Raw genomic sequence first — 23997 nt, forward strand, 5'->3', positions numbered from 1 at the left:
TGTAAACCTTGGTACTGTACCAAGGTCAATGAACAATATGTGAAACTTTTCTCAAAGTAGGGTGAACGCTTACTCCGCTTCAACCGGAATATTAATCTCCAAATACGTTTTGCTGCCGTTACCCGTGCGCTCAGTGAACAGGATTTTACCGCTGATATCCCCGCTAATCTTATAATTCCTTGCCTGCACATACTCTAGCATGAACCCGAAGGCTCCCCGCTCCAGGTAATCCTCATGGCCGCTGACAATTACGGCAGAGATGCAGGTCGCCGGCTCCAGAACCTCCACACTGTCATTCAGGCAGACCCCGAGCTTCATCTGATCCTCCGCAAGCAGGCCAAGTCCCCAGCTATACTCCAGCTCCCCTAGTCCACAGACGCATTCGCCTGCCTTATTCTCAACCCGGAAGGAATAAAAGGTGAACGGCAGCAGCTCCATCCATGCCTGGACCGTGTCTTTGAGATCCTCCTTTTGCAGCAAATGATTCTTGTTCGTCTGCTGAATCCGGTACATCCCCGGCACCTGCTTCATCTTGCACGTATATAGAGATGCGCTGACCTGCGCCAGCTCCGCCTGAATATCCTGAATCTTGCCGAGCAGCAGCCTGCTGCGCCGGATCTCCTCCTCCAGCTGCATACCCGCGGCAGCAATCGACTCCATCACTTGCTCACACGGCGCGTCCTTAATCAATCCGGCTACATCCTGAAGCGGAATCTGCATGCTCCGGTACCATCTGCTCGTCAATAGATTCCGCGCATCCAAATCATTGAAATACCTGTAGTTATTATGCTGATCCTTCATCGGCCGGACAATATCATGTTTCTCATATAAGCGCAGTGTATCTGCCGTCACTCCCAGAATGGACGCGAATTCACCGATCGAATACTTCATCAGCAGCCCCCCAGCTTACTTGATCGCATACGCTCATGCCTATCGTTCATGCAGTTAATGATAGAGGGTTTGGCCGGGAGACATTGTGGATTATGTCACACCGCTGCTGCCGGAGCACCGGGAGGAGCTTTTCCTGTCGCAGGTGGCGGCAGCATGGTCTATACTTGAAAGATACGGAAGAAACTCACGAACGGAGGCGGCTGCCATGCCCGCACATCTAACAGACAAGGTCGCCAGCCTGCCCTTGACGCCTGGCGTATACCTGATGAAGGACGGCCTGGGCCATGTGATTTATGTCGGCAAGGCGAAGCAGCTGAGGAAGCGGGTCCAGTCTTATTTTTATAATAATAAGGGACATTCTCCCAAGGTGAAGCAACTGGTTAAGCATATCCGTGATCTGGACTACCGGCTGACCGACACGGAGCTGGAGGCCTTCATGCTGGAATGCCAGCTGATCAAAGAGATCAAGCCGATGTATAACCGCAAAATGAAAAATCCGCTCGCCTACAGCTACATTTCCATCGTGGACAAAGCACCTTACCGGCAGATTGAGATCGGCTACGAGCCAAGTACAGAGGCGGGCGGCCTTGTCTATGGCCCTTATACCAGCCGGAGTACGGTCGAGAGAGCGGTGCTGGGCATCAAAGAATCACAGCGTATTCTGTGCAGCAGCCCCCATTCCCGCAACTCACGGTGCCTGAACCACTCGCTGGGCTTATGCATCGGCATGTGCGGAGGCGGGGAGGCAGCTGTGGCACAGTATGAAGCAGTCATAGACGAGATCATCTGCCTGCTGGAAGGCAGGGACAGCCGGATTGTAGCCGGACTGGAAGCCCGCATGGAGGAAGCTGCGCTGCGGTTCGACTTCGAGACCGCCGCCAAATTCCGCGATTATCTGGGGGCGGTTCACTCGCTGCTGCAGAAGGAGCAAGTGATCGAATTCACCGGAGCCAACAAGAATATTATCGTGCTGGAGCCAGTAGACGAGCACTCCCATAAGCTGATCCTCATCAAGGGCAGCGTGATCCTCTACCGTACCCTGCTGGCAAGGGACGCCCTGAACGAGGGGCAGCTCACCGGGATGATCGCTGCATCCGCCCGGGAGGTCTTCCACAGCAGTAGCCAGACCGCCGCTACGGAAGAGATGAGCCGCCACAAGATCGACGAGGCACAGATCATCTACAGCTACCTGAAGAGCAGCTCCAGCCATTATCTGCTCGTCCCGCTAGAGTGGCTGGAGGATGAGGGTTTGACGGGGTTAGAGGAAGGGATAGCGGAGCTCGTTCAGTCTTCTGTCTTGGATATGTAGCAATTGATTATAGAGAAACTCTACCATCAGTCCCCTGATGAATCATGTCATAATTTGTATGATCGTTGAAGATTCGTTGAGTACAGGAGGACATTGATGAACATACAGATTATTCATCCCGAAGCAGACCAGTACGGGAACAGCAGAGAGAATATCTTCATTGCTTTGGGTGAGCAAGGAGATTACCTGGGCAGTGCCTATACCTATCCGGCGATCAATCATCACCAGACACCGGACACCCCATATCTGATCTATATAAGCGTTGACCCCGCTGAACATTCGGATGAAATTGTACAGCAGGAAGTTAGCCGGGAGCTGTTTAACCAAGTACTGATCCGGGCGAGAGAGCTGCGGGCATTACGGCCGGACTTAACCGCCAGAATCTACGGCGAATTCCAAGCAGACCAGAAGCAGCGTGACTTTTACATAGGGACCCAGTTCGAAGCAAATTACAGCATAATTATGGAGGCCTCTATTGCGGAAGGCTTCACTTACAACCTGCCGGAAGAGATAACCGTGCAGCCGGAGGACCTTCATTCAGAGGACAGACGGATAGTCTACAAAGAGCGGTACGATACCATATTTATCACCCCACTCAATCTGGACACACTTGCGGAGCAAGGCAGACATCCCCATTTCCGCAATCTTTCGTTTAGGCGGGACGGCAGGCTGCTGGGAGGCTGTACCTTTTGGGCGGCAGATGGCTGCGGTTATATTGAAACGCTGTATGTTATGCCCGAAGCCCGGGGAACCGGAATCGCCAAGGTGATCATGAATTATATATTTGATTATTTCTTGGCAAATGGGATGAATCTGGCCAGACTCGAAGTCTGGGAGCTGAACACCTGCGCAGTTGCGCTGTACCGGTCCTTGGGCTTCACTAGGGTGGAGCATAAAACTGCGTTTCCCGGAATCACCTTATAGCCGCCGCTGCATCCCCTTTAATACACCGCCTGCGGCGCAAACCGGCCGGTGCCTTTTAACGTATAGTCATAGAATTCAAGAATTAGCCTGTTCATGGTCTCAATACAGTAATACTTATCGATATCCGCCTGCCCGCGCTGCAACATATTCGCCAGGATGGGGGAGAACAGCGGCAGATCGGTCAGGCTCAAGTGCTTGGCTCCCTCAAAATGAACGGTATACGCATCCTTGAAGTTCGGATTGCCAGTGTTATTCGCTGCGTAAGCCGAGTTCTTCCCGAGCTGTCTCCACACATCGTCCGTGTATATGTTCAGCAGCGGTACGCGGTAAGGCTCATCTTTGGCCGCCAGATCATTCATCTTCCGGTCATACACCAGCTCGGTGAAGAACGGGGCATCCAGATTGACAACAGCATCCACATCGCTGCGCTCCCGGCCAAGCGCGACGCTTGCCGCACCACCCATGGAGTGGCCGATTACGCCAATATGCTCCGTATCAATTAGTTGGTACACGGGGTCCTCGCTACTGGCGGCTTTCTCCAGGATATGATCGATTACCAGATTCATGTCTCCGGTCCGCAGCTTCATCCATTTTTGCGTAAGGCCGTATAGCTCCTCCATGGTGTAAATCCCGTCTTTGTTGGAATCGTTAACTTCCCGCATATAATCAGCATTAATCATAGTGACCTTCCCGTCCACGCTCTGTGTATAAAAGGAATGGTAAGGATGATCGACGGATGCCACAACATAGCCGTGACTGGCCAGCTCCGTGAAGGTTGAAGCGTTGCTCTCTCTAACCCCAAAGGCGCCATGGGAAAAGACGATCAGCGGGTACGTTCCCTCCGCGTGGCCGGGATACCAGAACTCCACATTCACCCTCCGGCGCTCTCCGGTATCCGTAAATCCCTCCATCCGGTTAGGGTCCGTATAGGTGTACACAGCCGTTCTGACCTCATATTCCCCGGTCACTTCAGGTGCACGGTACTGCGGGAATAGAATAGGCGGGATAAGTGAGATTAGCAGCGCCACAGCGGTTAGCAGCCTTTTACACACCCGGGTTGAACGTCTGGACGGTCTCACGCCTGTCTTCTTGCGGAGCAGATCAACCGAGCCTTTCAGCGCAAAAATAAACAGCAATGCCGCCAGCAATCCCCAACTAAAACCCCACTCGATCACAGGGGACAATGTCAGAATAACGAATACGATAAATAGGGTAATTCTAATCCAGCTTAAGAGCTTGATGCGGCTGTACATAGGGATAATTCTCCTTTTCGCGTGAGGTGATGAATTCATCATAAAAAACTGCGAAAAGGGTGTATACCCATTTACGGTAAGCTGTAGCTACAGGGCAATAAGATGCATAAAAGCGCGGCATTACCTACGGAATCACCCGCGAATGTCCTGCTTCACAGCCTTCAGTCTCTCATTAATCTGCTCCGCTTCCTTCTTATCCTTCTCATAGGACAGCAGACGGACAATGGCATAGACTACAGCGATTTGCAGGGCAAACAGAAGTGCAGCGGACAGACTGGCTATAACTCCGATCAGGCTGGCAAGGGCAATCAACAGAATCTCCAGCAGGAGAAAATGAATCACAATTCTAACACGCATCGCCTGCTCGCTTACCTCGTTAGGAGCGTACAACATCATGCCTGTCAAGGCTCCAAGCAGGGAGAATCCCATAATTGTATAGATGGATATCAGATCAAAGGCGAGTTCCGGCATAAAAATCTGCCGCAGCACCGTAATGATAATGATGATGGATGCGAAGATAACCAGAAAATCGCGGATGATATCTTTAACAACCTCAGAACGCTTCATGCTGTGATCCCCCCCTTTATAATCCAAGTCTTTGTTTCAGTACGGGCACATACTGTCTTGAAATGACTACACGTTCCCCATTATCAAGCAGTGCTGTGAACCTGCCGCTGAGGGACGGACGCACACTTTCGATCTTGGAGATATTCAGAATCGTGGATTTGGAGGCGCGAAAACAGTTCTTGTCCCGGCACAGCTCCTCCAGCTCATACAGCTTCTGCTTCACTTCATACACCTGGTTCTCGCTGTAGACAAATACTTTACCGTCCACAGCTTCGAAATAATAGACATCGCTGAGCTTAATGCGGCTGACCCGCTCTTCCTGAACTCCCAGGAGGACAAGAGTCTCTGCCTTAAGCTTATGTACAATCTCACTGATCTCTTCAGTTGCTTCATAGCATCTGATGATGATTTCCTCTTGCTGCTCCCTGCTGATATGCTCGATGGAAATTTTGATAGGATCACCTGCGTTAATTCAGATTGGAAGGTCTACCGCCTAATTCATGTTCATGATAAGGGAATGGATCTCATGCGGCAAATATAATTTCTATGGGTACACAAAAGGCTGCCCTCCGGTGGACCGGTCGGACAGCCTTATATGCAATGTGAAACTGCCGGAAGTATGACATCTGCAGTCCTTACTCTAGCGCATTCGCCTACCTGTTATGATACCGCCCCCGCGGCACAACCAGCGGGGAACCGGAGACCGGGTCAGGGATGACTGTGCTATCCAGTCCGAAGATCTCTTTGACCCGCCCGCTGGTGATGACCTCTACGGGTGAACCCTCCGCCACCAGCCTGCCGGAATGCAGTGCAAAGATATGGTCGGCATACCGGGCGGACAGGTTGATATCATGCAGGACCATCACAATGGTGGTTCCGTGCTTGCGGTTCAGATCGGTCAGCAGGTCCAGAATCTCCACCTGGTAGGTGATATCCAGGAAGGTGGTCGGCTCGTCCAGGAACAGGATGTCGGTCTGCTGAGCCAGGGCCATCGCAATCCAGACCCGCTGCTGCTGGCCGCCGGAGAGCTCATCGATATTACGGTTAGCGAATTCGGTAATATTCATAATCTCCATCGCTTCGGCCACGGCCTCGTAATCCTTCCGGGACCAGCCTCCAAGCAGGGACTGGTGGGGGAATCTGCCGCGTCCCACCAGATCGGCAACCGATATCCCTTCCGGCACAATCGGGGATTGCGGCAGCAGACCAATGACCCGCGCCAACGCTTTGGCCGGAATCTGCGAGATCGGCTTGCCGTCCAGCGTCACCTGGCCTGCGGTGTGCTTGATCAGCCGGGCCATGGTTTTGAGCAGGGTGGATTTCCCGCAGCCGTTCGCTCCGATAATCACGCTGATCTGCCGATCGGGGATCACCAGGTCTACCCCATGAATAATCGTCTTATTCTCATAGCCTGCTACAACCTGTTCAGCTCCAAATACATGTGCCTTGTTCATTATAACTCTCCCTTTCGATTCATGCGGATTAACAGGAAGATCAGATAAGGCGCTCCGAGTAATCCGGTAATGATGCCTACAGGGAATCTGTACTCAAAAGCAAATTGTCCAATCAGATCGGACGCCAGGACCAGATTCACGCCGACCAGACCTGCGGGGATGATGCTGGAAGCGCCGGTACCCACCAGTCTTTTGGCAATCGGCCCTGACAGGAAGGAGACAAACGCAATAGGTCCGGTAGTAGCCGTAGCCATCGCCACCATGCAGACAGAGCTGACAATCAGTGCAATTCGGGTCCGGTCGGTGCGGACTCCAAGCGAGGTAGCCGACTGCTCCCCCAGCTCGAGAATACTCAGATGCTTGCCCAGCAGGATGATGATTGGCGAACAGATCAGCACGATGATCACCAGCGGCGGAAGCTCGCGCATCTGTGAGCCGTTGAGGCTTCCAGTCAGCCAGCGGACCGCTGAAGGGATGTCCTTCTCGGAGCCGATCAGCAGCAGGTAGGAGATCACGGCATCCAGCATCGCCTGAAGGCCGATTCCGATCAGAATTAACCGCCCGATGGAGAAGGTTCTTCCCCTGGAGAGCACGTAGATCAGCAGCACTGTGGCAAGGCCAGCGATTACCGAAGCAACAGAGACTACAGCTCCGCTGGATTGAAGGATCACGATACAGTATACCGCAGCCGCACTCGATCCTGAGGTAATGCCAATGACATTCGGATTCGCCAGCGGATTGCGCAGCATCGTCTGGAAGGTGTACCCGGCAATCCCGAAGGCGAATCCGGCAAAAAGACCCGCCAGCATCCGCGGCAGCCGGATCACATTCACAGCGAAGGAGACACCCTTCAGCTCTTCGCCGGAAAGTGCGCGGATGACCTCCGAAGCAGGATAGATGGTATTCCCGAGCAGCAGCATCGCGCAGCACAGTACACAGGCAAGTACGGCAAGCAGGCTGGTAACAATCAAGCCCCGGCGCTGTCTCTGACGTCTGCCCGCCATAATGAATTCAATCGTTTCATTTCTCATAAGGACCGCACTTTCGACTTCATCGCTAATAGAATCAGGATCGGTGCCCCTACAAAGGCTGTGACTACACCGACTTCAAGCTCTCCGGGGCTTCCAATCAGCCGGCCGCCTACATCGGAGACCGTGAGAATAATAGCCCCGGTGACCGCTGACATCGGGATCACGAACCGCAGGTCCGAGCCGAGGATCAGCCGGATTACGTGAGTGGACAAGAGGCCAATGAACCCGATAGGCCCGGCCAGTGCCGTCACTGCTCCGCATAATAATACCCCGGCCAGCGCTGCTATAAGCCGCAGTGTCCCTGTGCGGACCCCGAGTCCGGTCGCCACATCATCGCCCAGGGCCAGCGCATTCAGGGCCGGAGCCGTAATGAAGGCAATCAGCATGCCGATCAGCAGGAACGGAAGGAAGGTTGTAATGCCGCTCCAGGTCCCCGCACCCACGCTGCCCACCTGCCAGAACCGGAACTGGTCCATGACGTAAGCGCGCGGAATCATGATAGCGGTAACCAGAGAGGACAGAGCCGCGCTGATGGCAGCACCCGCCAGAACGAGCTTAATGGGCGTGGCTCCGCCACGCCCCATCGAGCCGATTCCGAATACGAAGACCGCTGTAATTGCAGCTCCGGCTAAGGCTAACCATATATATTGGCCCGCAGTGCTTATGTTCAGGAAAGCAATTCCGCAGACTACGAACAAAGAGGCTCCCGTGTTCACCCCGAGGATGCTGGGATCGGCAATCGGGTTACGGGTCACCGCCTGCATCAAGGCTCCCGATACACCCAGCGCCCCGCCGCACATCAGGCTGAACACCGTCCGGGAGATCCGCTTGCGCACCACGTTTGCCCCATAGCTGTCCACTTCTGGACGGAAAAGCCCGTCCATCAGCTCATTCCAGCCTACATGACGGGCTCCCAGTACCAGTGAGGCAATGATGCACAGGACCAGCAGGACCATGCAGCTCACCAGCACCAGGATAAAATTCTTCGGCATATGCAATTTTAGCTTGTTATCGTCCGAGACTGGTGAACTCATCATTTTATTTTATCAATAGCTCCCCCAATTAAGGCAAGGTATTCATCAATCGTATACGCAATGGACAGCGGGTTCGGTGTTCCGGCAGCAACCAGCGGAGTATCACTGTCGATAAAAGCTACCGATCCCCGTTCAATGGCCGGAATTTTGCCGATCAGTGAATCTGCCTGAAGCGTCTTAAGCAATTCGTCATTGCCATAACCTACGATCAGATCTGCATCATACAGGGCTTCCACATTCTCGGAGCTTAAGCTGAGCGAGTAGCTGGTAGGGTCTGTAATCTGTTTGGTAATGCTCTCGGGATATATCATCCCCAGCTCATACAGGAATGCGACCCGGGAATCCACAGGTGTATAAATATGCAGTTTCGACAAATCCTCAGCGGAGAAATTGACCCAGACTACTTTTTTGCCGGCAATTTGCGGATATTTGCTCAGCTTGTCCTTAACCAGGGCTTCGGTGTCCTTGATGAGCTGCTCGCCTTCAGGCTTCATACCCATGCCTTCTGCGTTCAGCAGCACCTGCTCACGCCATGTCGTAGCCCAAGCAGCCGTCGGGTAAGCTACCACTGGAGCGATCTGGCTCAGGGTCTCATAATCTTCCTTCGTTAGGCCCGAGTACGCGGCCAGAATAACATCCGGGTTGGCGTCAGAGATTGCCTCGAAATCAAGACCATCGGTATCCTGGAACACATTCGGATCAGTTACATTCAGCTCCTTGAGCTTATCAGCGGTCCAAGGCAGCAGCCCGCTGCCATCCTGCACACCGAAGTTCGCAGCCGAGAAGCCTACAGGGACAACGCCCAGAGCCAGAGCCACATCATGGTTAGCCCACTGCACAGTAACTACGCGTTCCGGCTTGCTTTTAATTACAGCTTCACCAAGCGCATGCTTGATGGTAATCGGATAGGTCACAGCATCCTGCGCCGCTGGTGCTTCTGTGCTTGCCGCTTCGCTAGTTGCAGCTGCTGTAGGTGCCGGGGAAGGTGAAGCAGCTGAATTCGACTGGTTGGAGGAACAGCCTGCCAGCACTATAGTTAGCGCTAATGGAATAAATAATGTCTTGAAAGAGAACTTTTTGGTACGGTTCATGTGTGGACCCTTCCTTATCTGAATAGGTTTTTTATACGATAATGAGAATCATTATCGATAAATATATACGTGTCTGGACAGGTTGTCAATGTAAAATCTGGATTCCGCGCTCAACAAAAGCCCGCAAGCGGCACTAGTTACAGTGAGCCGCTTGCGGGCTTGGTCTAATCCTGGCCTAATATAGAAGGTTAACTTCCGTTCACAAAATCACATGCTCTTAGTCAACGTAATAGACTGATCGGCGTTGCCCCATTGTACGTTCCAGCCCAGTAATTCGGTGATGAAACGAAGGGGAACTACGGTTCTGTTGTCGTCGTTCACAAAGACCTTGGCGCCGACGGATTTTCTCATGCCGTTGACTTCCATGAAGTCTTTGTTCATCCAGAATACCAGGGTGTCGCTGCCTGCTGTAATGGTAACCTGCTGCGCCTGCTTGTCCCATTTCACCTCTGCCCCGATGCCTTCACTCAGATAACGAAGCGGGATGTAGGTCATTCCGCTCCAAATGAACGGCTTGGTATCCATTTGAGTTACTTTTCCGTTAATGTTCAGGACGCCGCTGCCCACCTTCATCCAGACTTTCATCATGGAAGCAGGATCTGCTGGTGTTGCAGGTGCAGGTGCTGCTGCATCCTGGAACTTATCGTTGAACTGCGTAACAATCGCATTGCCCAGCGCTTGGCCTACCCCGAACATCGTCTTGTAGCCCTCGCGGTTCGTCTTGTACGATGCGTCATAGTTGCCCGCTGCATATTGCGTAAGCACCTGCTGCACTTGATTCTCGTGGGTGGTCAATGCGGATTGTCCCGCTGACTTCGGCAGGTTGCCTGCTGTAGCCGAATCAAGGAAGGCTGCAAATTCAGTGGTGAAGCCTGCGATACGCGCTTCGACTGCCGCTTTTGCCGCTGCATCATTGTTCTTCACTGCCGCTGTGAAATCAGCCTGGGCATTCACATGATTCGTGACCCAGATCTTCTCGAAGGCCGCCGCCCCGTCTGCACCATAGATAGAAGCAATTGCTGCCTTGAAGTCTGCTGTATTCATGGCTTCAGCTGCAAGCAGCGCATTGGAAGCCGCTCTTCCGTCATATTGCTCCTGCATTTGCAGGACGGACAGAGCAAAGTGTTCACCCGCTAACTGGTTGAGTGCGGATCTCAGATCAGCAGCTTTGGTATCTGCCTTGGTATTCTCGAATTTAACAGGCATTTGCGTAGTAATCGCACTGGACAAGGCTTTGCTGATACTGAACATTTCTGCATAACCCTTACGGTAAGCTTCATACGCGCCCTTGTAATCACCGGCTGCATAATCCTCGAACACTTCCTGGACATGGTTCTCATGACTGCGGATAACCTGCTTCGCGGCAGCTGCCGGAAGCTTGCCCTCTGTTGCCGTGCCGAGGAAATTTCCGAACTCGTCTACAAAGCCGCTTACTTTGTCTTCTGCAGCTTGGACGGCTGCGGTATCCTTGTTCTTCGTCGCCTTCACCAGATCGTCGGTGTACTTATTATGTGCGCGGAAAATCCGTTCAAACTCTGCTGCACCTGCATCGCCGTACAGTGAAGCAATGGCGGGCTGCATATCGAGCGCGTTCTGATCAAGCGCCTGGTAGGCCGCTGCCGCATCCTTAGTACCGTCATAAGCCTTTGTCATTGCGGTTACGGCAAGGGTGAAATGCTCGGAAAGCAAATAATCCAGGCCCGCTCTCAGCTCGGCAGCCGGTGTATTCACCGAAGCCTTCATCATGGTGGCTGCCGGGGCTGCCTCCGCACCTGCCAGCGCAGGTATCATCAGGGTCAAGCTTAACATCGGAACGACTAATTTCTTCATCTTCATCTCAATTCACTCCTTAGGTTGGGGTAATATGTGGTGTTCACGTTGCCTGTCTGCCTGTTTGTCTGTACATACACTGAAACGCAGGGGATTCAGGTTTGGATCACAATCCCGGCAAAAAAAATAAACACCACCCCCAACCTTCGTCCCCCAACCCGCTTGTATCTCTAGCCGCGGCGCGGCTTACACCGCATTTTGCTCCCTCTGATCTACATCCAGCCTGCGCGTCTCCCGCTCAGATCATGCAAACGCAAAAAAAGGCTGCCTGCCGGTTGCCGAACAACCGGTATAGGACAGCCTCTTCTCATAGCAGGCCCTGCCAGAGTATAACTGGCGGGCTTGTTCAACCAACAGTAATTACCCCAGCAACGCGCGTACGCCTTCACTCAGCGGGGTAAGCGGACGGTTCAGCAGCTTCACGAGGTCGCCGCTCTCGATATTCAGCGCGCCATCACGGATGGCTGCCTGAATGGCAACGACGATTGGCAGCGCCGCTTCCGGGACGCCTGCACCTGCCATAATCTTCGCATAGGCGGTGTCATCCACCTGCTGCACAGCAACCTCCTGGCCCAGAACCTCGCCGACCACTGCTGCCAGCTCTGCCTGGGTAAGCGGAGTACCGGACAATTCGTAGATGACACTCTCACGGCTCTCTCCAGCCAGAACAGCAGCCGCCGCTTCAGCATAATCACTGCGCGTAGCCCAGCCTACCTTGCCGTCTTCGGCAGAGGTCAGCCATGGAGCGCCGGCCTTCACGGCCTGAATGGAGCCGACTTCGTTCTCCAGGTACCAGTTGTTGCGCAGGAAAGCATACGGAATGCCGGATTCACGGATGAACTCTTCTGTGGCACGGTGTACCGGTGCCAGGAACAGGGAGCTGTTATCGGCATCGCCTACACTGGTGTAGACGATGAAGCCTACACCTGCACGGACAGCTGCGTCTACAGCTGCCTTATGCTGGCGGATACGGGTGTCGTTGTCGCCGTCAGCCGAGACGATCAGCAGGCGCTCCACTCCGGCAAAGGCGGTGTCCAGCGTCTCCGGCTGATCGAAATCACCATGACGGACATCGACCCCGCGCGCCTTCAGGGCTTCTGCCTTCTCCGGGTTTCTGACACTGGCTACAATATTCCCAGCGGGTACGGTCTTCAGCAGAGTCTCTGCTACGATGGAACCAAATTTGCCTGTTGCTCCTGTTAATGCGATTGTCATCTCATATTCCTCCATTTGGGTTCTTGTATTTCAATCTCAGCTATAAGCTCTCGTTGACATCGGTAATCATCACTCATGTAACCATTGTAGTTACAAGTTGGCCGGATGTCAAATAGATTGTTCAAGATTCACCCCACTGTCTTGAAATAGCGGTAGATCTGCTCCAGCTTCTTGCTATGTTTCCCCTTCTTGCTCTCCATGTTACCGAATTCGAAGAACTTCACCTTACGGATGCCCACGTAGTTGAACAGGGCTTTGCGCATCAGTATCTTATGCGAGTTCCCCAGCCACAGCAGCGGGTAGTGGGTCGGCCCCTTCATGCTGGAGATGCAGATCACGCTCTTCCCCTTGAGCAGCCCCTCCGGCAAAAGTCCGCCCTTATCCCGGTAGGCGAAGCCCGATGCAAACATCCGGTCGATGTAGCCCATCAGCATCGCTGGCGGGCGTCCCCACCAGATCGGATAGACCAGGACGATCTGATCGGCCCACAGCAGCTGCTCCCTGTACTCTGCCAGCTCCGGTTCCCGGTACATATCCCGTCTGCGCCGATTCTCATTGAACACCAGGACCGGATCGAATCCGGCCTCATACAGATCAAGCACCTTCACTTCCGTAATCTTCGCATTCTCCTTGCTGCCGCGCAGCACTTCCTCCAGGAAGGCGTAGCTCAGGCTCTTATGGTTCGGATGGGTGTAGATCACAAGTGTATTCATCAGTGTTATTCCCCTTTAGTTGTCATTTGATAACAAAAACATACCACAGCCGCAAATTACTTGTCAAATGATAATTGTTTTTTGATAATTATTCTGGTATTGTGACCTCTGAGGTGATCTTATGGACAACAACCATCTTTTTCAAAAATTCATTGCCTTCACCACTGCCGTCCATCAAATAACGAATGATATTTCCAAAGATGTGAACTCAGACGGCTTAACGCCGCTGCAATATAAGATTGTTGAATACATCGCCGTCAGCCAGCCTGTTACGCTCAGCGAGATCAGCGACTGCATGAACATGTCGATGCCCAATACGAGCCGGGAGCTGAAGAAGCTCAGCGCAAAAGGGCTATGTACCCGCATCACCGACCCCGCTGACCGCCGCAGGCAGGGAATTACGCTCTCCGCCGCAGGTGAGGCGTTGATGAATGAGGCCTTCGGACAGATCGCTGTCCGGTTCGAGCAGCGTATTGCGGCCCTGAGCGCTGAGGAACGCAAAGAGACCGAGCGGGCCCTCGATCTCTTGCAGCAGAAGGTATTTTATTTGAGCTGAGGATACATCCTATATCCATATACGAACGGTTATTTCACAGCAACGCCCTTCGCGGGAATCTCCGTAGAGATCTCTTCCTTTCGCCGGATGAAGAAGGACAGAATCAGTGCAACCACTGCGGCTCCTGTGGTGACCATAGAAGCGACATTCATTCCATGAATTAAGCTATGGACATCGCCCGTCTGTTTCAGGCCGCCGCCGCTGTAGGTCATGATCGTCACAAGCAGCGCTGTCCCGATGGAACCGGCGACCGTCCGTAGCGTAGTGTTCACGGGAATGCCGTGGCGGATCAGAGCCGGCGGCAGGGAATTCATTCCACTGGTGACGACGGGCAGCAGGGTCAGGCTGACACCGACCATCCGCAGGGAGTAGCCCACTATCAGGAACGTATAGGACGTATGCTCCGTCAGATTGGAGAACAACAGTGCAGAGATGACCGTCAGGCTGATTCCGGTGATTACCATCGTTCTGGCACCTATTTTGTCAAAAATCTTCCCCGCGATAGGGGACATAATACAGATCAGAATCGCACCGGGCAGCAGCATCAGACCCGACTTGAGCGCGGTGTAGCCAAGCATGGTCTGCATATAGAGCGGCAGCAGGAGCTGCGCGCTCAGCATGATAATCATCAGGATCATACTGATTACAGTAGCCATGGTAAAAGCAGGACTGGTGAACACCCGCAGCTCCAGCAGAGGATTCTCCATCGTTAACTGCCGCCAGACGAAGAGGCCGAGCGCGATGAACCCCGCCGCAAGGGAGATCAGCACCTCGGTGCTCCCCCATCCTTTGCTGCCGGAGACGCTGAAGCCATACAGCACGCCGCCGAAGCCGAGCGAGGACAACGTCATGGATAAAGCGTCGGCTTTGCTTTTTACCTGTGGCGTAACGTTCTTCACGAGAAATACCCCAAGGAGCGTAAGCAGCAGCGAGCAAGGAGCCAGAATATAGAACAATAGCCGCCAGGAATGATCCTCCACGAGCCAGCCGTTCAGCACAGGTCCGATCGCCGGAGCGAAATTAACCGCAAGTCCGATCATTCCCATCGTGAACCCCCGCTGGGCAACCGGGATCAGGATGAACGTCAGGGTCTGCACCAGGGGAAGCATAATGCCCACTCCGACCGCCTGGATGATCCGTCCCGTAAGCAACAGACCGAAGCCGGGGGAGACCGCACACAGAAGCGTCCCCGCAGTCAGCATCCCCATCGCAAAGACGAATACCTGCTTGGTGGTGAAGCGCTGAATAAGATAAGCTGTAATCGGAACTACAATTCCCGTAACCAGTGCAAAAGCGGTCGTTAACCACTGCACAGTGCTCGCAGACAACCGGAACTCACCCATAATGTTCGGCAGCGCCGTATTCAGCGAGGATTGATTCAATAGCCCTGCCATTGTCCCGATAATTAGAATAGCCATGATAAGAATAGTGCCTTTTGGTGCCTTCTCCATTTCTGTTCCCCTCCACTAATTAAAATCTACAATAATAAAACTCTGCAATTCCACCCGACTTAGGTCTGGTCGGCATACCTCCACCAGACAAGCGTGCCTATGAGGCCAACAGCGCCGGTGAGAAACGGAAGCAAACGGCTAACCAGCTCCAGATGTGCGCTCTCCTCTCCTGAGGCACCGCTGAGCAGTCCGGGAATGGCCCACGGAATATACTCTACAATGCCCAGCGCCCCGCCGAACTGAGCGATCACAATGGTAAGCAGGACGATGCCCAGGGGATACAGGAAACCGCGCCCGATACAAGCCATCCACGCTACAGGGATGCTCAGAACAACCACCATGAGACAGATCTGTGCGTACCCGCTGAAGCCCTGAACAATGACCTCGAGACTCCATCCGTCCAAGCCAGTAAACCATGCCGTGATGCACCCAGCTATGAACATGAACAAGGATAGAACTTCACATAATAACGTAGAAACAACGATCTTCGCAGCGGCCACCCCATACCGGGATAGCGGCAGGGCCAGCAGATCCTTCACCGTGCGGTCGGAGTATTCCCGGCCGAAGCTCCAGCTGTACACGAACCCGAAGCCGATCAAGCCTCCCATGGAGACGACAATGCCCAGCTCCTTCAGAAACCCTGCCACATTGATCTCACCCTCAAAGGCGCTCTGGGAGCCAATGGTCCCGGAGAACACCAGCCCGATCATTACCGGCACCAGGATGCTGACCACAAGCGATATCACGAACAGCCTGGAACGGCGAAGCTTCAAGACCTCCACCCACAGGGCCGATAGCCATTGATTCATGGTCTCACTCCTCCTTCAGATCCAATGACTCTTAGAAAATAATGCTCCAAATCCTCTTCCTCCACCTGAATCAGCGTAGGCGGCATATCCGCATACACCAGCAGCTTGGAGATGTAATCCGGGTTCGTTACGGCACGTTCCTCCTGAAGCAGCAGTGTGCCCTCTGCATTCTGCTGCACCACATAGCCTGCCTGAGTAAGTCTGCTGCAGGCACTTGCCGGATCGCGGGTCTCTACCCGCAGACTCCTGCAGAGCAAGGGATGAAGATCCTTCACATCCGTCTCTTGCAGCAGCTTCCCTTGATGCACGATGCCGATTCTGCTCGTCAGCCTGGAGACTTCGCCAAGAATATGGCTGGAGATAAAAATCGTCACTCCCTGATCTGCCGCAAGCTCCCGGAGCAGTTCCCGCACCTCCACAATCCCCGCCGGATCCAGCCCGTTCGTCGGCTCATCCAGAATCAGCACCTGCGGATGATGCAGCATGGCCTTGGCGAGGCCCAGCCGCTGCCCGTTACCGAGGGAGAGCGTCCCGGCTTTGCGGTCCCGGTAAGCGGTAAGCTGGAGCCTGCCGATAATACTGTCAATGGCAGAGCGGTCCGGGATACCCCGCAGCCTGCGGATAATCTCCAGGTTCTCACGGACCGTAAGCTCAGGATAGGAGTAGGGAGTTTCGACCATGTACCCTACCTCTGCCCAAAGCTTATGGCTGCCCGCATCGACCCGCCGTCCGAACAGGTAGGCCGACCCGGAATCGGGGCGGATCATGCCCAGGAGCATGCGGATGGTTGTAGTTTTGCCTGCTCCGTTCAGCCCAAGGAATCCGTAGATTTCGCCCGGCTTCACCTCGATCGACAGCTTATCCACAGCATGATGGCTGCCGAAATGCTTGGTTAATCCTTCTGTCTGAATGATTGCGTTCATCATCATCACTCCTATGCCACTTTTAAAACTAACTAGTTGTTTATATTTAGTCCAAAGAAACAGCCGCCCTTACAGTAAAGACGGCTCCATGACGCCATGGATAATAAATTGCACAATCTGCTGTGTGGTCTGTTCTCTAATCTGCGGAGAGTCCGGGCTGCCGAACAAGTGCTCAAACCTTGAAGACAACTGCAGTGTCATAGCAATCACGTTCATGATCAGCATCGGAAAGAGCGCGGGGTCCAGATCCTGACGAAGGATACCGTTCCTCTGGGCGGCCATGGCAAGTTCATGCATCTGAGGATCATCTTCCGGACGATAGGTAATCTGATTCCAGGTCTTCCAGCCCTCCGCAGCTTCCCAGAAGAGGATTCTCAGGTAACTCCGGTGCTCAAGCAGGAAGGAGACGGTCTGACGGGTCCAGTACTCCAAGAAAGTCTTGAATGCGGATGCGTCCTGTAGTACCTGCTCATCCTTCAGCAATTCGCTGATGAACGAGCCTGTGATCTGTTCGCCAGTCTGGTCCGCCCGCTTAACCACTTCCGTATATAGCCCTAGCTTGTCGCCATAATACTGATAGATCAGGCTTTTGTTATACCCGGATGCTTTCGCAATGGCATCGATCCGTGCTGCGGAGTAACCGGATTCGGCAAAAATCTCCTCCGCTGCATCCAGAATAATCGCCCGGGTGCGGGCGGCGTCGTATATTTTGGTGCTGCGTTTGCCCCCTGTTGTGGTTATGGTTTCCGCCTCCTTATTTCTAACTAACTGGTTGGATTATAATCTGTATTCTGGCGGACGTCAAGCGCAACTCCTGCAGCCTTGTCTGATCCTCGTTACCAACAATTGGCACAAAACCAATTCACACCAATCGCGTCTAACTGGAGAGAGTTAAATCTATCCATAAGGTGATGAATCCATGACAACAAGAACCACTATGCTGCTGTCTCTGCTTGGACTGGCCCTGTTATTGCCAGAGCGCGTCCATGCAGATGCAGCCCCTTCACCTCAGCCCATCTCCATCTACCTGGACGGGCAGCAGCTCCAGCCGGAGACTCAGCCGCTCAACATCAGCGGGACTGTACTGGTTCCTATGCGTGGGCTGTTCGAAGCCCAAGGGGCCGAGCTCTCCTGGGACAATGCCAGCAAGACGGTAACTGCCGTCAAAGGCGGCACTGCACTTACCTATACCTTAGGCTCGTCCACAGCTCTGCTGAACGGGAAGACCGCTCAGCTGGCAGTACCGGGACAACTGTCGCAAGGCTACAGTATGATTCCTCTGCGCTTCGTTAGTGAAGCACTGGGCAGCCAAGTAACCTGGGAGCCGGCTTCGGGCTCCGTCCTTATCTCCTCGGCATCCGCCTATGAGACTTCGGTCACCTGGGGAGTCAACCTGCGCAGCACCCCGGATGCCGGGAGCAGCACCACTAGCCTGGGCCTGCTGCCCGCCGGAAGCAAGGTTCATGTCATCCGTGAGGTTGATGCCCTCTGGCTGGAGGTGCGGACCGCAGATCATGTGAGAGGATATGTATCTTCCAAGCCGAAATTCACGGATTACAGAAGCCCCTCCCTGCTGCAGAAGCAAGGGGAAGCCCTGATTGCCTCAGGTAAAAAATACCTGAATACCCCTTATGAATTCGGCGCTTCTCCTGACCAGACAGATACGTTCGACTGTTCTTCTTTTGTGAAGCGTGTATTCGGGGATACGCTTGGGATTGAGCTTCCCCGCGTCTCTTATGATCAGGCACAGGAAGGCCGGAAGGTTGGCGTGGGCGAGCTGCGCACCGGAGATCTGCTGTTCTTCACCGCCAGGGGTCTCGACATCGGACATGTAGCCATCTATGCCGGAAATAACCGGATCCTGCATACCTACTCCAAGGAGCAGGGTGTACATATGGAGGATTTCAGCAGTAAATGGAAGCAGCGGTTTGTTACCGCGCGGCGGATTCTATAGCGGGGAGAGTTGGCGGACCGGAACCTGCTGCCTGCCGGGCAGCGGACTTCCGGTCCTGCTTCATGCTATGCCTTGCGCACAAACTCCGATTTCAGCTTCATTGCGCCGAACCCGTCGATTTTGCAATCGATATCATGGTCGCCTTCCACGAGCCGGATGTTCTTCACCTTGGTGCCTATCTTCAGAACGGACGAGCTGCCTTTGACCTTGAGATCCTTAATCACCGTTACAGTGTCCCCGTCAGCCAGTACATTTCCGTTAGCATCCTTAATAACCTTCTCTTCCTCGCCGCCTGCACTTCCAGCATCCAAAGACCATTCATGTCCGCATTCCGGACAGACCAGAAGCGCTCCGTCCTCATAGGTGTACACAGAGCTGCACTGCGGGCAATTTGGCAATTCATTCATGATTTCATTTCTCCATTCCTGCTTAAGCATGTTTATAGGGATAAGTCTGTCTAAGTTTAACATATAAATCGATTTCACTCCGCCTCCAGCCTGAATTCAGCCTGGTAACCAGGTGGATGTCTACGAGAAGCGGTTTGAATGAGCAGTAAAAGTGGTAATAATTAGAAAATAGCTTGTATATGTTATAAATCATCGTGGAGGAGTGAATGAGGACATGAATGAATCGGAGCACAGCAGCAGCCAGTCTGCCGCAGACACCAGGGAGCATCCAGCGCTTGCCGCCGAGGCAGTAGACGCGATCGAGAACCTGTCCGGTGTCCATCCCGGATACCGCCGCGCCCATGCGGCGGGAGTCTGCTGCCGCGGCTTCTTCCGGCCGAGCGGACTGGGGAAGGAATTCACGGAGGCGGAGCACCTTCAGGAGCAGCAGGTAAATGCCATTATCCGCTTCTCGGGCAGCTCGACTGATCCGGCACTTGCGGACCTGCTATCCCCTGCCAAGGGGATGGCTGTCCAGTTCATCCTCCCGGATGGCGGGGTTACGAATCTGGTTGGAGTGACCGTGCCTGTCTTTTTTGCGCGGACCCCGGAGTCCTTCATCGACATTATACAGATGGCCCACAGGCTGCGGACCGGGACACTCGGACCGATTGAGCTGATGAAGGAAATTGTCAGCCACTTCAGCGAGAGCAAAGAGGCTCTGCTCGCGGTGCGGCGGCTCAAGCCGCCTGCCAGCTACGCCGAATGTCATTACCACTGCATACATGCTTATGTGCTGGTGAATGCAGAAGGCAGGCAGCAGCCTGTCCGGTTCGAATGGGTTCCAGAGACGGGCGTGCGCACACTGACGCTGGAAGAGGCTGCGCAGCAGCCGGACCGCTATCTGGAGGATGAGCTGGAGCTGCGCTTCAAGGATGAGCCGGCTATCTTCCAACTGGTCGCTGTTCTTGGAGAGGAAGGCGATGCTACGGATGATCCTACCCGTGCCTGGCCGGAGGACCGCCGCAGAATCGATCTCGGGCGGCTGCATATTTCAGAGATCTACCCCGATCCGACATATCTGCTCATGGACCCTACGATCCTTACAACCGGTATGCTCCTCTCGGATGATCCGATTCTTAAGTTCCGCAGTGCGGCCTACGCCGAATCTTATGGGCGGCGGATTGAAGGAAGATAGCTGCTGCCTGCTGCGGCATATGTCGTTCAGCGCCAAAGGGACACTGCGCCCTTTGGCGCTTCTGATTCAAACGCTATACTTAGTTGGTTAATGGTTATTAATCCAGTTACAAGAGAGAGGAGTGCAGTATGCAGCAGGCCATGGTCATCATGAACCCGTCGTCCGGCAAGGCAGAGGCGCGGGATTATATTAGAGCAGCGGAAGAGGTGCTGCAAGGCGCAGGATATCAGGTTACCGTCCAGGAGACCGCAGGGGAAGGAGATGCAACCGCCTTCTGCCTCCAGGCCTGCGCCGAGTGCTATGATCTGGTGGTTGCCATTGGAGGAGACGGAACGCTCCACGAGACGATGAACGGCCTCACAGATCAGCAGCACCGCCCTACACTTGGCATTGTGCCAATGGGCACCGTCAATGATTTTGCCCGCGCGCTACAGATTCCGCTTGTCCCTGAAGAGGCAATTCAGAGCCTGGCTTCGCCCCGGACCCGAAGAGTCGATATGGGCCGGCTGAATGACCGGCTGTTCGTCAATGTGGTGGCCGCAGGCTCTCTGGCAGGCTCCCTCTCCTCGGTTAGCTCCGAAGACAAGAGCCGGCTCGGGTTCCTTGCTTATCTAAAAGAGGGCATTAAGGAGCTGGCCAGCAATACTGCACATACCCTGACGATTACTCACGACGGTGAGATCTGGGAAGGCTCCTCCCCGCTGTTCATTGCTGCACTGACGAATTCCGTGGGCGGCTTCGAGAAGCTTGCCCCTGCTGCCGCCGTAGATGACGGCCTGCTCCATTGCTTCATCGTCAAGGACTTGCACCTGCTGAATTCCGTTACTGTCAGCATCTCCCTGCTGCTCGGCAATCTGCGGAATCATAAGGATGTCATCTACTTTACAGCCAAGGAGGTCTCCGTCCGCTCCACCGAGCCGGTACAGACGAATGTGGACGGCGAGCAAGGTCCGCCGCTGCCGATCCGCTTAAGCACCATTCCGCGCCACATTCAGGTCGTGGTGCCGGAGGACTGAGCAGCTCGGGCGCCTCAGGTGCTCCAGGCTACAGAATACAGTCATCCGGGAGAAGCCTCTTCCTTAGCTGATTCCGTGCAGCTCTGCGAAGTCCTCACCGAGTGTCCATTCCAGACGTCTGACCCATTCACGCTGCACCTCCTTGGGCGCGATCTGCAGGCGGTGCAGGATATTCCATACCCTGTACAGACTCGCCGCCTTCATCTGCTGCGGCGTGAAGGATAACGGGTTAACAGACAGATAGCCCTGCATGAAGGCAGTATTGAGCAGCACGGATTGTACGGGATAATGGTGCTTCGTGAACCAGCAGACCCAGGCTACATCATTCAGCGGGCTGCCCCATTCCGCCCATTCCCAGTCCAGCACATGCAGCAGATCATCGGCTTCACAGAGCAGATTATGTACTCCGTAATCGCCATGGGTCAGGACCCACGGAAGCTCCCCGGCCTCCGCCGCAGACAGAAAGTGAAGCGACTGTCTGCCGAGAGCGGCGGGAACGAATTCCAGCTTCTGAACCACCTGACTCAGTGCAGACCTGTTGCTGAGCCGGATCTCTGTCTCTTGCGGCTGATAAGGGCGGGAATGAATCTGGGCAGCCAGCAGCTGCCCCATTCTGCTGTAGATCCGCTCGGCTCTTGTCCAGTCCCTGGCATCCAGAACGGACTGGGCGTTCCCGCCCTGCATGCAGTCCATGATGATGATGCGCTTCCCGTCCATCTCTGTCACCTCATGCACCACCGGGGTATCACAGCTTCCCTGCACCAGCCGCATTACATGAACCTCATTGAGCGTATCTTTATTGGACAGATTTGTTATTTTGGCTACAAGCGGCGGCTCGGCCCCCGCCATCAGATAGGTTAGATTCGTATATCCCCCTGTCAGCCGTTCCAGCCGGCAGGCATATCTTGCTTCCAGACCTCTGATGATGTTCTCAATCATGATATGAATCCCTCTCTTTTCCCTTCAGTAGACCCTATGCCAAGTGGAAACGACTTTGCCATCCTTTTAGGGACGGCACCGTTTCAGCGAGAAATAGAAGGATAAGTTATCGTGTGCAACATATAAATCCTTATATTTCAAGAATATCACATGCTCCATTTCATTACAGATTAAGCTATTCTGCACAAGCAGATCTATGCTGCGGCCCTCACTGTACGTATGACAAAGAGACCGGCGGGAGAATCCCGGCCAGTCTGCTTGAGCCATGCCTCATAGCGGTCTCCTGCACAGCCAATGCCTGCCCTGGAAGGGGCTTATGCTTGTGGCCTGGCCGGGACGTACAGCTTGTGGATCAACACCATTTGACCTATATGATAGGCATTATGAGTTGCCGCATTGCTGATGATCTCCCACCATGCAGCCGGTACCGGGAAGCCGTTCACCTGCTCCTCCAACCCTTCCTCAGACAGCAGGCTCTGCCAGTTCAAGAGCGTCTGCAGCAGCCTTCCGCGCAACTCACTAAACGCAATATCTGCCGGAAGCCTGAAGCTGAGGTTATTATCCTTAACCGGAGGCACAGCGTCCATATGCCCCTTGCGGTACCGGCTCTGCCAGGCTTCATTCCAGTACAGCAAATGCTGGGTAAGCTCAGCTATGCTGCTGACTCCTTCACCGGGCTTCCAGAACGCTTCCTCCTCGGTCACGTTCTCCACAGCCTGCATATAGGGAAGATGCCAGCTGGGGTCGTTGGCCCCGGCCAGCAATTGATTGGCAAGCACATCCTTGGCATGAACCATTGCCTCACTCTCCTCTTCTTCGCATTCCGTTATATTTGAAGTGAAGCCCCCTTTCCCTACCGGGAACGAGGGCTTCTCTACTGGCTGGAGGGCTTGTATTCGCTCAGCTTGCCGTAATAGACCAGATGCAGCCGGTCGCTCTGCCGGAAGTCATCCGGGGTGACGAGCGCAGGCAGCTTGTTCCACAGCTTAATGCCGGAGCGCTCCAGAATCTCGGCAACGAACTGTGAGCAGAAATAGGAGTTGCTGAACTCCACCGGCTCCTTCAGTGCAATGCCGATGACGCCGAGGATATTGTAGAGATACTTCTGGCGGCTGCGGATGAAGACCTGGAGCACCCGCTTCATTTTCTCAACCTCACGGTCCGTGACCTGAAGCTCGTAGATGACGCAGGTCGTCTCCGGGTATTTGCTGTAGGTGCCTGTGCGGATATCCTCCTTCACGAACCCGCCGTTCAGCGGATTGGCCGGATGCTTCCTTCCAAAACTATATAGCTCTGAGAGCTCCCGGTTAAACGAGATCGACGCATGGTTATACGGCGCTTTGGTATAGCCCTGAATGAGCTTCGTGAACAGCGTTCCCGTATTGGTGAGCATGATGTACACCGATGGATCTGCTGACATTTACAATATTTCCCCTTATCAAGTCGGTTGTTT

At 54.0% G+C, this 23997-nt stretch carries 25 protein-coding genes; 6 read left to right on the forward strand and 19 right to left on the reverse strand.

Features of this window, described 5'->3' with window-relative positions; all coding sequences use genetic code 11:
- Positions 1–69 precede the first annotated feature (69 nt).
- A complete protein-coding gene (locus NST69_RS29945) occupies positions 70–891 on the reverse strand; it encodes a MerR family transcriptional regulator (RefSeq protein WP_340980689.1) in 822 nt (273 codons plus the stop codon).
- An 85-nt stretch (positions 892–976) separates the two neighbouring features.
- On the opposite strand from NST69_RS29945, the gene NST69_RS29950 reads away from it, so the two are divergent.
- Together NST69_RS29950 and NST69_RS29955 are read left to right on the forward strand one after the other, a co-directional pair.
- Positions 977–2200, forward strand: a complete 1224-nt coding sequence (locus NST69_RS29950; RefSeq protein WP_340980690.1) for a UvrB/UvrC motif-containing protein — start codon at positions 977–979, stop codon at positions 2198–2200.
- A gap of 96 nt (positions 2201–2296) precedes the next feature.
- Positions 2297–3124, forward strand: coding sequence for a GNAT family N-acetyltransferase (locus NST69_RS29955; RefSeq protein WP_340980691.1), 828 nt, complete (start codon positions 2297–2299; stop codon positions 3122–3124).
- A 17-nt stretch (positions 3125–3141) separates the two neighbouring features.
- On the opposite strand, the gene NST69_RS29960 is transcribed toward NST69_RS29955, so the two are convergent.
- From NST69_RS29960 to NST69_RS30005, 10 genes are all read right to left on the reverse strand, one after another.
- Complete coding sequence (locus NST69_RS29960) at positions 3142–4377, reverse strand: alpha/beta hydrolase (RefSeq protein ID WP_340980692.1); 1236 nt, start codon at positions 4375–4377, stop codon at positions 3142–3144.
- Between the two features lie 132 nt (positions 4378–4509).
- Complete coding sequence (locus tag NST69_RS29965) at positions 4510–4944, reverse strand: DUF3021 family protein (protein ID WP_340980693.1); 435 nt, start codon at positions 4942–4944, stop codon at positions 4510–4512.
- A gap of 16 nt (positions 4945–4960) precedes the next feature.
- Positions 4961–5416: a LytTR family DNA-binding domain-containing protein gene (locus tag NST69_RS29970; RefSeq protein WP_340980892.1), complete on the reverse strand. Its 456-nt coding sequence runs from the start codon at positions 5414–5416 to the stop codon at positions 4961–4963.
- Between the two features lie 181 nt (positions 5417–5597).
- The gene (locus NST69_RS29975; protein WP_340980694.1) at positions 5598–6398 is read right to left on the reverse strand and encodes an ABC transporter ATP-binding protein; all 801 of its coding nucleotides are present in this window, start codon (positions 6396–6398) and stop codon (positions 5598–5600) included.
- Complete coding sequence (locus NST69_RS29980) at positions 6398–7429, reverse strand: iron chelate uptake ABC transporter family permease subunit (protein ID WP_340957281.1); 1032 nt, start codon at positions 7427–7429, stop codon at positions 6398–6400. The genes NST69_RS29975 and NST69_RS29980 overlap by 1 nt, the downstream gene beginning before the upstream one ends.
- On the reverse strand, positions 7426–8466 hold the full coding sequence (locus NST69_RS29985) for an iron ABC transporter permease (RefSeq protein WP_036722784.1): 1041 nt from the start codon (positions 8464–8466) through the stop codon (positions 7426–7428). Before NST69_RS29985 ends, NST69_RS29980 begins: the two co-directional genes overlap by 4 nt.
- On the reverse strand, positions 8463–9554 hold the full coding sequence (locus tag NST69_RS29990) for an iron-siderophore ABC transporter substrate-binding protein (RefSeq protein ID WP_209868755.1): 1092 nt from the start codon (positions 9552–9554) through the stop codon (positions 8463–8465). Before NST69_RS29990 ends, NST69_RS29985 begins: the two co-directional genes overlap by 4 nt.
- Before the next feature lie 207 nt (positions 9555–9761).
- A complete protein-coding gene (locus NST69_RS29995; RefSeq protein ID WP_340957277.1) occupies positions 9762–11390 on the reverse strand; it encodes a copper amine oxidase N-terminal domain-containing protein in 1629 nt (542 codons plus the stop codon).
- 354 nt (positions 11391–11744) lie between these two features.
- On the reverse strand, positions 11745–12599 hold the full coding sequence (locus tag NST69_RS30000; RefSeq protein WP_036722790.1) for an SDR family oxidoreductase: 855 nt from the start codon (positions 12597–12599) through the stop codon (positions 11745–11747).
- A gap of 128 nt (positions 12600–12727) precedes the next feature.
- The gene (locus NST69_RS30005; protein WP_036722791.1) at positions 12728–13312 is read right to left on the reverse strand and encodes an NAD(P)H-dependent oxidoreductase; all 585 of its coding nucleotides are present in this window, start codon (positions 13310–13312) and stop codon (positions 12728–12730) included.
- 121 nt (positions 13313–13433) lie between these two features.
- Here NST69_RS30005 and NST69_RS30010 point away from each other — a divergent pair, with 121 nt between their 5' ends.
- Positions 13434–13868: a MarR family transcriptional regulator gene (locus NST69_RS30010; protein ID WP_076081387.1), complete on the forward strand. Its 435-nt coding sequence runs from the start codon at positions 13434–13436 to the stop codon at positions 13866–13868.
- A 29-nt stretch (positions 13869–13897) separates the two neighbouring features.
- Here the strand turns inward: NST69_RS30010 and NST69_RS30015 are convergent, their stop codons facing one another.
- The 4 genes from NST69_RS30015 to NST69_RS30030 all read right to left on the reverse strand — a co-directional run bounded on the left by NST69_RS30015 (position 13898) and on the right by NST69_RS30030 (position 17591).
- Positions 13898–15319 carry a DHA2 family efflux MFS transporter permease subunit gene (locus NST69_RS30015; protein ID WP_340957275.1) on the reverse strand — a complete coding sequence of 474 codons (1422 nt, stop codon included), beginning with the start codon at positions 15317–15319 and terminating at the stop codon, positions 13898–13900.
- Positions 15320–15378: 59 nt separating this feature from the next.
- Positions 15379–16128 carry an ABC transporter permease gene (locus NST69_RS30020; RefSeq protein ID WP_051477816.1) on the reverse strand — a complete coding sequence of 250 codons (750 nt, stop codon included), beginning with the start codon at positions 16126–16128 and terminating at the stop codon, positions 15379–15381.
- Positions 16125–17051, reverse strand: coding sequence for an ABC transporter ATP-binding protein (locus NST69_RS30025; RefSeq protein WP_340957272.1), 927 nt, complete (start codon positions 17049–17051; stop codon positions 16125–16127). Before NST69_RS30025 ends, NST69_RS30020 begins: the two co-directional genes overlap by 4 nt.
- 69 nt (positions 17052–17120) lie before the next feature.
- A complete protein-coding gene (locus NST69_RS30030) occupies positions 17121–17591 on the reverse strand; it encodes a hypothetical protein (protein ID WP_340957271.1) in 471 nt (156 codons plus the stop codon).
- Between the two features lie 379 nt (positions 17592–17970).
- On the opposite strand from NST69_RS30030, the gene NST69_RS30035 reads away from it, so the two are divergent.
- The gene (locus NST69_RS30035) at positions 17971–19005 is read left to right on the forward strand and encodes a stalk domain-containing protein (protein ID WP_342547903.1); all 1035 of its coding nucleotides are present in this window, start codon (positions 17971–17973) and stop codon (positions 19003–19005) included.
- 65 nt (positions 19006–19070) lie between these two features.
- On the opposite strand, the gene NST69_RS30040 is transcribed toward NST69_RS30035, so the two are convergent.
- Positions 19071–19412, reverse strand: coding sequence for a zinc ribbon domain-containing protein YjdM (locus NST69_RS30040; protein ID WP_076081365.1), 342 nt, complete (start codon positions 19410–19412; stop codon positions 19071–19073).
- A 214-nt stretch (positions 19413–19626) separates the two neighbouring features.
- Between NST69_RS30040 and NST69_RS30045 the strand changes: the two genes are divergently transcribed.
- Entirely contained in the window at positions 19627–20589 is a 963-nt protein-coding gene (locus tag NST69_RS30045) for a catalase family peroxidase (protein WP_342547904.1), read from the forward strand.
- A gap of 128 nt (positions 20590–20717) precedes the next feature.
- Positions 20718–21605 carry a diacylglycerol kinase family protein gene (locus tag NST69_RS30050; RefSeq protein ID WP_076081359.1) on the forward strand — a complete coding sequence of 296 codons (888 nt, stop codon included), beginning with the start codon at positions 20718–20720 and terminating at the stop codon, positions 21603–21605.
- Positions 21606–21668: 63 nt separating this feature from the next.
- Here the strand turns inward: NST69_RS30050 and NST69_RS30055 are convergent, their stop codons facing one another.
- The 3 genes from NST69_RS30055 to NST69_RS30065 form a co-directional block, all read right to left on the reverse strand.
- Positions 21669–22544 carry a phosphotransferase gene (locus NST69_RS30055; protein WP_036722806.1) on the reverse strand — a complete coding sequence of 292 codons (876 nt, stop codon included), beginning with the start codon at positions 22542–22544 and terminating at the stop codon, positions 21669–21671.
- A gap of 314 nt (positions 22545–22858) precedes the next feature.
- Positions 22859–23341: a DinB family protein gene (locus tag NST69_RS30060; RefSeq protein WP_339252243.1), complete on the reverse strand. Its 483-nt coding sequence runs from the start codon at positions 23339–23341 to the stop codon at positions 22859–22861.
- Positions 23342–23418: 77 nt separating this feature from the next.
- The gene (locus tag NST69_RS30065) at positions 23419–23964 is read right to left on the reverse strand and encodes a hypothetical protein (RefSeq protein ID WP_036691837.1); all 546 of its coding nucleotides are present in this window, start codon (positions 23962–23964) and stop codon (positions 23419–23421) included.
- Positions 23965–23997 lie beyond the last annotated feature (33 nt).

Source organism: Paenibacillus sp. FSL P2-0089 (assembly GCF_038595095.1).
In the GTDB taxonomy this organism is placed as follows: domain Bacteria; phylum Bacillota; class Bacilli; order Paenibacillales; family Paenibacillaceae; genus Paenibacillus_AQ; species Paenibacillus_AQ silagei.